General features: G+C 72.2%; 10 protein-coding genes. 9 read left to right on the top strand and 1 reads right to left on the bottom strand.

What is annotated here, in order from left to right; genetic code table 11:
• The first annotated feature begins 74 nt into the window (after positions 1-74).
• The 9 genes from GA0070613_RS05220 to GA0070613_RS05180 all read left to right on the top strand — a co-directional run bounded on the left by GA0070613_RS05220 (position 75) and on the right by GA0070613_RS05180 (position 11110).
• Complete coding sequence (locus tag GA0070613_RS05220) at positions 75-1886, top strand: glycoside hydrolase family 13 protein (protein ID WP_089011258.1); 1812 nt, start codon at positions 75-77, stop codon at positions 1884-1886.
• A gap of 217 nt (positions 1887-2103) precedes the next feature.
• Entirely contained in the window at positions 2104-2445 is a 342-nt protein-coding gene (locus GA0070613_RS05215) for a hypothetical protein (RefSeq protein WP_089011257.1), read from the top strand.
• 276 nt (positions 2446-2721) lie between these two features.
• Positions 2722-3792 (top strand): BMP family lipoprotein, encoded by a 1071-nt coding sequence (locus GA0070613_RS05210; RefSeq protein ID WP_089011256.1) that lies wholly within the window; start codon positions 2722-2724, stop codon positions 3790-3792.
• A gap of 201 nt (positions 3793-3993) precedes the next feature.
• Positions 3994-5568 carry an ABC transporter ATP-binding protein gene (locus GA0070613_RS05205; protein ID WP_172875956.1) on the top strand — a complete coding sequence of 525 codons (1575 nt, stop codon included), beginning with the start codon at positions 3994-3996 and terminating at the stop codon, positions 5566-5568.
• The gene (locus tag GA0070613_RS05200; RefSeq protein ID WP_089011254.1) at positions 5565-6899 is read left to right on the top strand and encodes an ABC transporter permease; all 1335 of its coding nucleotides are present in this window, start codon (positions 5565-5567) and stop codon (positions 6897-6899) included. Before GA0070613_RS05205 ends, GA0070613_RS05200 begins: the two co-directional genes overlap by 4 nt.
• A gap of 2 nt (positions 6900-6901) precedes the next feature.
• Positions 6902-8182: an ABC transporter permease gene (locus tag GA0070613_RS05195; protein WP_089011253.1), complete on the top strand. Its 1281-nt coding sequence runs from the start codon at positions 6902-6904 to the stop codon at positions 8180-8182.
• Between the two features lie 13 nt (positions 8183-8195).
• On the top strand, positions 8196-8900 hold the full coding sequence (locus GA0070613_RS05190) for a cytidine deaminase (protein WP_089011252.1): 705 nt from the start codon (positions 8196-8198) through the stop codon (positions 8898-8900).
• Between the two features lie 137 nt (positions 8901-9037).
• A complete protein-coding gene (locus GA0070613_RS05185) occupies positions 9038-10318 on the top strand; it encodes a thymidine phosphorylase (RefSeq protein ID WP_089011251.1) in 1281 nt (426 codons plus the stop codon).
• 111 nt (positions 10319-10429) lie between these two features.
• Complete coding sequence (locus GA0070613_RS05180; RefSeq protein WP_089011250.1) at positions 10430-11110, top strand: DUF4272 domain-containing protein; 681 nt, start codon at positions 10430-10432, stop codon at positions 11108-11110.
• A gap of 5 nt (positions 11111-11115) precedes the next feature.
• Here GA0070613_RS05180 and GA0070613_RS05175 read toward each other — a convergent pair whose 3' ends face one another.
• The gene (locus tag GA0070613_RS05175; RefSeq protein ID WP_089011249.1) at positions 11116-11982 is read right to left on the bottom strand and encodes a putative RNA methyltransferase; all 867 of its coding nucleotides are present in this window, start codon (positions 11980-11982) and stop codon (positions 11116-11118) included.

Raw genomic sequence — 11982 nt, 5'->3', positions numbered from 1 at the left:
CGCCGCGGCCGGGAGAACGGCCGCGGCGGGCGACCCCTTCCTCTCCCCGTCCGACCGACGCGAAAGGTCTCACCATGTCGCTGCAGCCGCACCACGACGGATCCGCCAGCTACGTACCCGAGCAGGAGCCCGCGCTCGGGCAGACCGTGCCGGTGTTCGTCCGGGTCCCCGAGGGCGCCGACGTACGCCAGGTGCGCGCCCGGACCACCGGCGACGGCGAGCCGCGCTTCGCCGAGGCCACCGTCGACCGCACCGAGGGCGGCGAGGTGTGGTGGCGGGCCGACGTCGAGGTCCGCAACCCGGTCAGCAACTACCGGTTCCTGCTCGCCGGCAGCAGGGGCTACCGCTGGCTGAACGCGGCCGGGCTGGTCGACCACGACGTGCCCGACAACGGCGACTTCAAGCTGGTCAGCTACGCCCCGCCGCCGGCCTGGGCCCGGGATGCGGTGATCTACCAGATCTTCCCCGACCGGTTCGCCCGCTCCGCCGCCGCCGACACCCGGACCGCGCCCGACTGGGCGATCCCGTGCGACTGGGACACCCCCGTCATCGGGCGCGGGCCGGAGACGCCGCACCAGTTCTACGGCGGCGACCTGGACGGCATCACCGAGCGGCTGGACCACCTCGACCGGCTCGGCGTGAACACCCTCTACCTCACTCCGATCTTCCCGGCCCGCTCCAACCACCGGTACGACGCGGCGAGCTTCGACGCCGTCGACCCGCTGCTCGGCGGCGACGCCGCGCTGGCCCGGCTCGCGGACGCGGTACGCGCCCGGGGCTGGCGGCTGCTCGGCGACATCACCAGCAACCACACCGGCGACGCGCACGAGTGGTTCACCAGCGCCGCCGCGGACGTGCGCGCGCCCGAGCGGGAGCTCTACTACTTCGACGAGGCCACCGGCGACTACGAGTCCTGGAACGGGGTCAAGTCGCTGCCGAAGCTGAACTGGGGCAGCGCCGAGCTGCGCCGCCGCTTCGCCACCGCCGGGGACTCGCTGCTGCGCCGCTGGCTGCGTCCGCCGTACGGGCTGGACGGCTGGCGGGTGGACGTCGCCAACATGACCGGCCGCCGGCGCGCGGACGCGTACACCCACGAGGTGGCGCGGCTGCTGCGCGAGGTGGTCGCGGACACCCGGCCCGACGGGCTGCTGCTCGCCGAGCACGGCCACGACCACACCGGTGACCTGGACCGCGACGGCTGGCACGGCACGATGAACTACGTCGGCTTCACCGACCCGGTCTGGTCCTGGCTGCGGCTTGGTGACGCCCCGGTCCCGAACTTCCTCGGCACTCCCGGCGGGGTGGCCCGGCGGGACGCGGGCGCGGTGCTGGCCACCATGAACACCTACCGGTCGCTGATCTCCTGGCGGTCGTACGTCCACTCGTGGCAACTGCTCGGCTCGCACGACTCGGCCCGGATCCGGACGGTGGTCGGCGACGCCGCCCGGCAGGAGGTCGCCGCCGGCCTGCTGGCCACCATGCCGGGCACCCCGGTGATCTTCGCCGGTGACGAGCTGGGGCTGACCGGCACCAACGGGGAGGGTTCGCGTACCCCGATGCCGTGGCACCGGCCGGAGAGCTGGGACCGGCGGACCTTCGCCGCGTACCGGTCGTTGCTGGCGCTGCGGCGCGCCGAGCCGGCGCTGCGCCAGGGCGGCCTGCGCTGGGTGCACGCCGACGCGGACACCCTGGTCTTCCTGCGGGAGGCGCCCACCGGCTCGGTGCTGGTGCTGGCCCGCCGCGCGGCGGGTGCCCCGGTCCGGCTGGCCGGCCTGCCGGCCGGGGAGAACGTCCACGGCGGCGCGCCCGCCCTGCGCCCGGACGCCGACGGCGCGGTGCTGCTGCCCGCCGAGGGCCCCACCTTCCAGGTCTGGCGCCTGACCTGACCCCTGCTCGACGGCTCCTGGTGGCGGGAGGCGGGGGCAACGGACTCTTCGCAATGGCCGCCGGCCTCGCCCTGGTGTCGGTCGGCCGGCACCGGTCGGCCGGCACCGGTCGGCCGGTGCGACGGCCCCGGGCGGGCGGGCGGCCGAGGTCACGGTATGAGATCGGCTCGGCGGGCCGCCTACTACAAACCGTCGTTGATGGGGGAGGATGCCCGTCGTGGAAGCTCTTCGGCTGGTACTTCTCTACGTCCATCTGATCGGGTTCGCGCTGCTGCTCGGCGGCTCGATCGCCCAGTACGTCAGCGGCCGGCTGCGGATCAACGCCGCCATGCTGTGGGGCTCGGTGATCGGTCTGCTGACCGGCCTGGGCCTCGCCGCCCCGCTGCGTGACGGCGACGAGCCGGCACCCGCCAAACTTGTTACCAAGTTGGTGCTCGCGCTGCTGATCTTTGTCATGGTCTTCTTTTCCCGTAAGCGGGAGTCGGTCAACCGTGGCCACTTCCTCGCGATCATCGGCTTGACCCTGGTCAACGCGGCGGTGGCGGTGTTCTGGCGGTAGCGTCGGGGGTAGGGGAAAGGCCACGGGAAACGGACGTTCGCGGCATTCGCTCCCGGACGGTAGCGGCACGAATGGTGATCTGCCCCACCCGACGGTTACGTACGGATAACGGGCACTCAACGTTCGTGCACGATTGTCGGCCGGTGGGTGGGCGCGGGCGTACGCTCCCGTCCGTAACGTGGGACGCCGGCGGCAAGCGCAGGCCGGCTCAAGGGCTGCCACCGCTGGGAACGCGGTGTGCAATGGGAAGGAGACGTCTTGCGCTCTGTGCGTGGGATGCGGATCGCCTCCGCCTTCGTGGCGGGTGGGCTCGTGCTGGGCGCCGCCGCGTGTGGTGAGGCCCCCAAGAAGGACGACAACGCCGGTGGCAACGGCGCCAAGAAGTACAGCGCCTGCATGGTGACCGACGTCGGCGGCATCGACGACAAGTCGTTCAACACCTCGGCCTGGAAGGGTCTGCAGGAGGCCAAGAAGGCCAACGACAACATCGACATCAAGAACGTCCAGTCGAAGGCCGAGGCGGACTACGAGGTCAACCTGACCGGGTTCGTCAACCAGAAGTGCGACTTCATCCTGGCCGTCGGCGGCCTGATGTCGGACGCGACCAAGAAGGCCGCGACCGCGAACCCGAACCAGCAGTTCGGCATCGTCGACTCCAACCCGGGCGTCGACAACGTCTACCCGATGCAGTTCGACACCGCGCAGGCCGCGTTCCAGGCCGGCTACCTGGCCGCCGGGATGAGCAAGTCCGGCAAGGTCGGCACCTACGGCGGTCTGCCGATCCCGCCGGTGACCATCTTCATGGACGGCTTCGCCGACGGCGTGGCGTACTACAACAAGGCCAAGGGCAAGAACGTCCAGGTCCTCGGCTGGGACAAGGCGACCCAGAAGGGTTCCTTCACCAACGACTTCGTCAAGCAGGACGAGGGCAAGAAGGTCTCCGACGCGCTGGTCGCCCAGGGCGCGGACATCATCATGCCGGTCGCCGGCGGCTCGGGCCTCGGCACCACCGCCGCCGCCCAGGCCTCGGGCGGCAAGTACTCGGTGATCTGGGTGGACGTCGACGGTTGCGAGAGCACCCCGAACTGCCCGGCGCTGGTGACCACGGTCGTCAAGAACATCCCGGACGCCGTCAAGGAGGCCGTGCTCAAGGCCGCCGGTGGTGAGAAGCTCCAGGCCAAGCCGGGCTTCGTCGGCACCCTGGCCAACAACGGCGTCTCGATCGCCCCGTACCACGACTTCGACAGCAAGGTCCCGGCGGACCTCAAGGCCGAGGTCGACAAGATCAAGGCGGACATCGCCGCCGGCACCATCACGGTCACCTCGAAGGCCCAGCCGACCAAGTGACCTGTCCGCCGGCCGCCGCGGTGAGATCATCGGCAGCGGAGGCCGGCGGGCACCAGGCATCACGATCCGGCCGCCTCGGCGTACGCGGGGACACCCGCGCCGCCGGGGCGGCCGATCCGCTCCACCCCGGGGCCGGGCCGGCTCGGCACCCGGCGCGGCAGCCGCTACGCTGCACCATCGCTCGCACTCCAGGAGGTTGCGCTGAGACTCGAACTGCGCGGCATCACCAAGCGGTTCGGTGATCTGGTCGCCAACGACCACATCGACCTGACGGTGGAGCCTGGAGAGATCCACGCCCTGCTCGGCGAGAACGGCGCCGGCAAGTCGACCCTGATGAACGTGCTCTACGGGCTCTACCAGCCCGACGAGGGCGAGATCCTGGTCGACGGGAAGCCGCTGAAGCTGAGGGGACCATCGGACGCCATCGCGGCCGGGATCGGCATGGTGCACCAGCACTTCATGCTGGTGCCGGTCTTCACCGTGGCGGAGAACGTCATGCTCGGCGCGGAACAGGTCAAGGGGGCCTTCGCCGGCTTCCTCGACCGCCGGCGGGCCCGGCGGGAGGTCGCCGAGGTCTCCGAGCGGTACAACCTCCGGGTCGACCCGGACGCGGTGATCGAGGACCTGCCGGTCGGCATCCAGCAGCGGGTGGAGATCGTCAAGGCGCTCACCCGCGACGTCGACCTGCTGATCCTGGACGAGCCGACCGCTGTGCTCACCCCGCAGGAGACCGAGGAACTGCTCGCGGTCATGCGGTCGCTCAAGGCCGCCGGCAAGTCGATCGTCTTCATCACCCACAAGCTGGGCGAGGTCAAGGCCATCGCCGACCGGATCACCGTGATCCGGCGCGGAAAGACGGTCGGCACCGCCTCGCCGACCGCCAGCCGGGACGAGCTGGCCGCGCTGATGGTCGGCCGAAGCGTCCGACTGACCGTGGAGAAGCAGCCGGCCACCCCGGGCCGGCCGATCCTGGAGGTCGCCGGCCTGGTCGTCGACGACGACCGGCAGATCCGCGCGGTCGACGGCGTCGACCTGACCGTGCACGCCGGCGAGGTGCTCGGCGTCGCGGGCGTCCAGGGCAACGGCCAGACCGAGCTGATCGAGGCGATCATGGGCCTGCGGCCGACGCTCGCCGGCACGGTGACCCTCGACGGCGAGGCCGTGCACGGCTGGCCGACCAAGAAGGTGCTGCGCGCCGGGGTCGGCTACGTGCCGGAGGATCGCAGCGTCGACGGCCTGGTCAAGGAGTTCTCCGTCGCGGAGAACCTGGTGCTGGACATCTACGACCGGCCGCCGTTCGGCAAGGGGCTGTCGCTCAAGCCGGACGCCATCGCGAAGTCGGCCAAGGAGCGGATCGAGCAGTTCGACATCCGTACCTCGTCGGCGGACGCGCCGGTGGGCACCCTCTCCGGCGGCAACCAGCAGAAGGTGATCGTGGCCCGGGAGCTGTCCCGGCCGCTGAAGCTCTTCATCGCCACCCAGCCCACCCGGGGCGTCGACGTCGGCTCGATCGAGTTCATCCACTCCCGGGTGATCCGGGAGCGGGACATCGGCACCGCGGTCATGGTCGTCTCCAGCGAGCTGGACGAGGTGGTCGGCCTCGCCGACCGGATCGCGGTGATGTACCGGGGCCGGATCATCGGCATCGTCGGCCCGGACACCCCGCGCGAGGAGATCGGCCTGCTGATGGCCGGCATCACCCCGGAGACGGCCGAGGCCGGGACGGCCACGGCGGCGCCGGCCCCCGAGGGCCCTGGTAGCGAGGACGAGGCATGACCAACCCGAACCCGGTGTCGGGCTCCCCCGACAAGGAGCCGGCGACCGAGTCCCAGGCGGCGCAGAACGCGGTCGGCAACACCGACCGCGCGGCCACGACCGCCACCGCCCCGAAGCGGCCCGAGGAGCGCCCCCGTCCCACGCTGGGCAGGCTGTTCCTGGACAACCTCTGGGCCGCCAACACGGTCACCGTCACGGTGCTCGCGGTGGGCCTGGCGCTGCTCGTCGGCGCGGTGCTGATCATCGTCTCCGACCCGGAGGTGCTGGCCACCTACAGCTACATCACCGCCCGCCCGGCCGACGCCCTCAACTCCAGCTGGACCGCGGTCAGCGAGGCGTACGCGAACCTGTTCAAGGGCGCGATCTTCGACCCGCAGGCGTCCGGCTTCACCGCCGCGCTGAGCCCGATCTCGGAGACGCTCACGTACACCGCGCCGCTGGCCTTCACCGGCCTTTCGGTCGCGCTCGCCTTCCGCGGCGGCCTGTTCAACATCGGCTCTCAGGGCCAGGCGACCATCGGCGTCATCCTCGCCGCGGTTGCCGGCTTCGCGCTGCCGCTGCCGCCGGTGCTGCACCTGCTCGTCGCGCTGATCGCCGGCGCGGCCGGCGGCGCGCTCTGGGGCTTCATCCCGGGCATCCTCAAGGCGCGGACCGGCGCCCACGAGGTGATCACCACGATCATGCTCAACTACGTCGCGGTCTACTTCCTGTCCTGGATCATCGTCCAGAACGGGGTGCAGAACCCGAACCGGTCGGACGCGATCAGCAAGCCGGTCGAGTCCTCGGCGCAGCTGCCCCGGCTGCTCGGCGACAACCTGCGGGTGCACTCCGGCATCCTGCTCGCGGTGCTGGTCACCTGGTTCATCGCCTGGCTGCTGAACCGCTCGACGATCGGCTTCGAGCTGCGCGCGGTCGGCGACAACCCGGACGCCGCCCGGACCGCCGGCATCAGCGTCACCAAGACGTATGTGCTGGTCATGGTGATCTCGGGTCTGCTGGCCGGCCTCGGCGGGTCGAACATGGTGCTCGGCTCGACCGCGGACGCGTTGACCCCGCTGGTGATCGCGCAGATCGGCTTCGACGGCATCCTGGTCGCGCTGCTCGGCCGGGTGAAGCCGTGGGGCGTGCTGCTGGCCGCGCTGCTGTTCGGCGCGCTCCAGGCCGGCGGCAACCGGATGCAGTCGTACTCCGGGATCTCGCTGGAGCTGGTAACCGTGCTCCAGGCGCTGATCGTCATCTTCATCGCCGCGCCGGCCCTGGTGAAGGCGATCTTCCAGCTCCGGGCGGCCCGCGCGGCCCGGCTGCAGACGAGCCTCGCGAAGGGCTGGTGAGCATGTCCACCACCGCTGTCCCCGAGGTCGCGGTGACCACGGTCGACGAGGGCTTCTGGACGCGCGCCCGCAAGACCGGGGCCGTCCTGCTGGCGCTGGGCGTGCTCGCGGCGGCGCTGTTCGGCGCGCTCGCCACCGACCAGCAGGCCCGGTTCACGCTCAGCGAGACCGAGGGCGGCGCCGCCCTGGGGATCAACGGCACGGTCGGCGCGATCCTGTTCGGGGTCATCGCCGCCGCGGCCGGCGCCGCCCTGCTCGCCGGGGTGCCGAAGCGCTGGTTCACCCTGGTGCTCGGGGTCGGGCTGGTCGCCTTCGTGCTGAGCTTCCTGTGCTGGCAGGTCTCCGCCGCCCCTGCGGGCCGCAACTTCATGCCGCTGGTGAATGTCGTCCGCGGCACGTTCATCCTGGCCCTGCCGCTGATCTTCGGCGCGCTCGCCGGGGTGCTCTGCGAGCGGACCGGCGTGGTGAACGTGGCGATCGAGGGCCAGCTGCTGATGGGGGCCTTCTCCGGCGCGCTCTTCGGCAGCATCTCCGGCAACGTCTGGGTCGGGCTGGTCGCCGCCGCGATCGGCGGCGCGTTCATCTCGCTGCTGCTCGCCGTCTTCGCCATCCGCTACCTGGTCGACCAGGTGGTCTTGGGCATCGTGCTCAACCTGCTGGCGGTCGGCATCACCGGCTTCCTGTACGAGCGGCTGATGCAGACCGACGCGACGAAGTACAACAGCGCGCCCCGGTTCAGCAACTGGGAGATCCCGCTGCTCAAGGACATCCCGCTGATCGGTCCGGCGCTGTTCCGCGGCAACATCTTCCTCTACCTCGGCCTGCTGCTGGTGCTGGTCATCCACCTGGCGCTGTTCCGGACCCGGTGGGGCCTGCGGACCCGCTCGGTCGGCGAGCACCCGACGGCTGCCGACACGGTCGGCGTGAAGGTGCTGCGCCTGCGCTACCGCAACGTGCTCATGGCCGGGCTGGTCGCCGGCGTCGGCGGCGCCTCGTACACGCTCGCGCTCTACTCCTTCACCAAGAACATGATCGGCGGTAAGGGCTTCATCGCCCTGGCCGCGCTGATCTTCGGCCGGTGGAGCCCGACCGGCGCGCTGCTCGCGGCGCTCTTCTTCGGCTTCGCCGACCAGCTCGCCACCTACCTCGGCGCGATCGGCAGCAGCATCCCCAGCCAGTTCCTGGCGATGCTGCCGTACCTGGCGACGATCCTGGCGGTGGCCGGGCTGGTCGGCCGGGTCCGGGCGCCGGCCGCGGACGGCAAGCCGTACATCAAGGGCTGACGGGGGTAAGCACGTGGAGATCGACTGGGAGCGGCTGCGGGCCGCGGCCACGGAGGCGATGCGGCACGCGTACGCGCCGTACTCGAAGTTCCCCGTCGGGGCGGCCGCCCTGGTCGACGACGGCCGGGTGGTGGTCGGCTGCAACGTGGAGAACGCCGCGTACGGCGTCACCCTCTGCGCCGAGTGCGGGGTGGTCACCTCGCTGCACGCCACCGGCGGTGGCCGGCTGGTCGCCATGTCCTGCGTCGACGCCAACGGTGAGCCGCTGATGCCCTGCGGCCGGTGCCGGCAGCTGCTGTGGGAGAACGGCGGCCCGGAGTGCCTGGTCGAGACGAAGGGCCGGCCGCTGCGGATGGCCGAGCTGCTGCCACACGCCTTCGGCGTGGAGGACCTGGAGTCCGTCGTCGGCGAGACCCCGCTGCCGGTGGTGCCGGAGCGGCTGGCCGCCTGGCGGGGGCGGGGCAGCGTCTTCGTCCACCCGGACCTCTCCGCCGGGCAGCAGGTCTGGACGGCGTACTGGGAGCGGTCCGCCGGGGACACCGAGGGCGCCGAGACCGGCGTGCTGGAGGAGGGGCCGAGCTGGGACGATCCGGCGGAGGCGGTCACCTGGGGGCTGGCCCGTACGCCGCGGGTGGTGGTGGTGGACGCTTCGGGCGCGATCTTCTGGGCCGGTGAGGGTGAGCCGCCGATGGAGATACCGATCCGCTGGGGTGGCTGAGCTTTGGGGATCGGGCCCACCGTGCCCGGCTCCGGGCGGTCAGGCTTGATCCCTCCGCCGGGCGCGGTGGGCCCAATCCCTCGGTGGTAGCGGGCCGCGGGTCGGTATCCGCAATGACGACGAGGGAAGATCATCTAATGAGTGCTTTTACAGCAGTCGATGTCATCCGGGCCAAGCGGGACGGGGGGGTGCTGAGCGACGGGCAGATCGACTGGGTGGTCGACGCGTACACCAAGGGACTGGTGGCCGACGAGCAGATGTCGGCGCTGGCCATGGCGATCCTGCTGCGCGGCATGACCGCGCCGGAGATCGCCCGGTGGACCGCCGCGATGATCGCCAGCGGGGAGCGGCTGGACCTCTCCTCGGTGTCCCGGCCGACCGCGGACAAGCACTCCACCGGCGGCGTCGGTGACAAGATCACCCTGCCGCTCACCCCGCTGGTCGCCGCCTGCGGCGGCGCGGTGCCGCAGCTGTCCGGGCGCGGGCTGGGCCACACCGGCGGCACCCTGGACAAGCTGGAGTCGATCCCCGGCTGGCGGGCCGCGCTGACCAACGACGAGTTCATCGCGCAGCTCCGCGACGTCGGCGCGGTGATCTGCGCCGCCGGCGAGGGGCTGGCCCCGGCGGACCGCAAGCTGTACGCGCTGCGCGACGTCACCGGCACCGTCGAGGCGATCCCGCTGATCGCCAGCTCGATCATGAGCAAGAAGATCGCCGAGGGCACCGGCGCGCTGGTGCTCGACGTGAAGGTCGGCTCGGGCGCGTTCATGAAGTCCGTGGACGACGCCCGCGAGCTGGCCCGGACCATGGTGGAGCTGGGCGGCGCGCAGGGCGTGAAGACGGTCGCCCTGCTCACCGACATGTCCACCCCGCTCGGCCTGACCGTCGGCAACGCGGTCGAGGTGACCGAGTCGGTCGAGGTGCTGGCCGGCGGTGGTCCGGCGGACGTGGTGGAGCTGACCCTGGCCCTGGCCCGGGAGATGCTGGCCGCGGCCGGCCTGCCGGACGCCGACCCGGAGGCGGCGCTGCGCGACGGCCGCGCGATGGACGTCTGGCGGACGATGATCCGGGCGCAGGGCGGCGACCCGGACGCTCCGATGCCGAGCGCCAACGAGGTCGAGGTGGTCCGGGCCGCCGAGGACGGCTTCGTCGCCTCCGTCGACGCGTACGCCATCGGGGTGGCCGCGTGGCGGCTCGGCGCCGGGCGGGCCCGCAAGGAGGACCCGGTGAGCATCCCGGCCGGGGTGGTCCTGCACAAGCGCCCCGGTGACCCGGTACGCGTCGGCGACCCCCTCTACGAGCTGCGGGCCGAGCACGCGGAGCGGATCCCGGCGGCGCTGGCCGAGGCGGAGCGCGCGGTCCGGATCGCGCCGGACGCGCCGGCGGCGACGCCGCTGGTCATCGAGCGCATCAGCTGATCAATTCCGGTCATGAGGTGCCGTGGTGCTGATCATCGGGAGCCGCTATCCTCCCTGCCCAGGGGGGACAGACCGGCGATGAGCCGATGCGAGCAGACAGGGACCTGAGCCGTGCGCGTACCCGCCCCCGATCCCCGGGCCGTCCGTGAGGCGAGCCTCGACGAGCTGTCCCGGCTGGGCCTGCCACTTCCGCCGTCCCAGTTCCCGCTGGTGTGGGAGCCGGGCGACGAGATCGAGCTGCGACCCACCGTCGAGATCGAGGCCCGGATCGCGGTGCTGCACCTGATCCTGGCCAGGTGCTTCGGGATGCCCCCGCAGGCGGCGATGAGCTGGCTGCTCGGCTCGCACCTGGTGGACATGGTGACGCCGCCGGAGTGGCAGTTCGTGATGGGCGGCAAGGGCGACCACCGGTCGTTCGTGCTGCATCACGACGCGCTCTTCTCGCTGGCCTGGGTGCTCGGGCTGACCAAGGTGCTCGACCCGACGGTGCCGGTGGACGAGCGGCTGGTGGAGCGGATGCCGCACGTCGGCGGTGGGGAGACCTTCGCCCAGTGGCGGTCCCGGATCCTGGCCGCTCCGCAGCATCCCGCCGACGCGGCGGCCCTGCTCGACCTGCACTACTGCCTGGACTGGGCGTACCTGGAGACGGAGCGGGCCGGCCGACCGCTGCCCGGGCTGGTCGACGGGAACGCGATCGGGCAGCGCCGGTGGGCGCTGGAGTGGGCGGTGATGCTCCGCGGCCCGTACCACGACGAGCCGCCCGGCTGGGAAGAGGTCGACCTCTCCACCTGACCAGGTCAGCGCGGCCGGTGCACGCCCAGCCGGACAGCGAGCGTCACCGGCACCGGCTCGGGCAGGGCGGCGATCCGCTCGGCGAGCCGGGCCGGGTCGGTGTGCCAGGCGCTCGGGCCCATTCCGACCAGGGTGGCCACCTCCGTGCGGGTGAGCGCGAGCCGGGCCCGGCGCACCTCGGTCGACGCCTCGGTGAAGTGCCCGGCCAGGCTGCCGGCGACCCGGTCCGCCTTGGCCGGGTCCACCTTCAGCAGGTCCAGGGCGTCGACGAGCTCGACCAGGTGCTCCTCGGCCGGGGTGACCACCAGCAGCGCGCCCGCCGGGTCGAGCACCCGGTGGAACTCCGCGCCGTTGCGCGGGGCGAAGACGTTCAGCAGCACGGTGGTGGAGGCGTCGGCCAGCGGCAGCCGCTGCCAGGTGTCGGCGAGCGCCGCCGCCGCCCGCGGGTGGGCCCGGGCCGCGCGGCGCAGCGCCGGCTTGGAGACGTCCAGGGCCAGGCCGACGGCGTCCGGCAGCGCCGCCAGCACCGCCGCGAGGTAGCGTCCGGTCCCCGCGCCGGCATCCACCACCAGGGGGTACGCCGTCCTGCCCGTCCGGTCGCCGTACGCGATCTCGGTGGCCGTGGTGGCGAGGGCGGCGGCGATGGTGTCGTAGTGGCCGGCGGCGAGGAAGTCGGCGCGGGCGGCGATCATCTCGGCGCTGTCCCCGGCGTGCGGGGCACGACCGGCGAGCAGGTTGACGTACCCCTGCCGGGCGAGGTCGAAGCTGTGCCGGCGCGGGCAGCGCAGCGCGCGGGCGGTGCCCGCGGTGACCTCCGCCAGGGGATCGCCGCAGACCGGGCAGCGCAGCCGGTCGAGGATGCGTTCGTCCAC

The sequence above is a fragment of the Micromonospora inositola genome (genome assembly GCF_900090285.1).
Classification (GTDB): Bacteria; Actinomycetota; Actinomycetes; order Mycobacteriales; family Micromonosporaceae; genus Micromonospora; species Micromonospora inositola.
Note: the sequence above shows the minus strand (reverse complement) of the source record. Positions and strands in the feature narration are given on the sequence as shown.

What these genes read in the sequence shown, in the direction of transcription:
- GA0070613_RS05195 (WP_089011253.1), top strand. Translation starts at nt 6,902, where the DNA reads ATGTCCACCACCGCTGTCCCCGAGGTCGCGGTGACCACGGTCGACGAG.
- GA0070613_RS05210 (WP_089011256.1), top strand. Translation starts at nt 2,722, where the DNA reads ATGCGGATCGCCTCCGCCTTCGTGGCGGGTGGGCTCGTGCTGGGCGCC.
- GA0070613_RS05220 (WP_089011258.1), top strand. Translation starts at nt 75, where the DNA reads ATGTCGCTGCAGCCGCACCACGACGGATCCGCCAGCTACGTACCCGAG.
- GA0070613_RS05185 (WP_089011251.1), top strand. Translation starts at nt 9,038, where the DNA reads ATGAGTGCTTTTACAGCAGTCGATGTCATCCGGGCCAAGCGGGACGGG.
- GA0070613_RS05200 (WP_089011254.1), top strand. Translation starts at nt 5,565, where the DNA reads ATGACCAACCCGAACCCGGTGTCGGGCTCCCCCGACAAGGAGCCGGCG.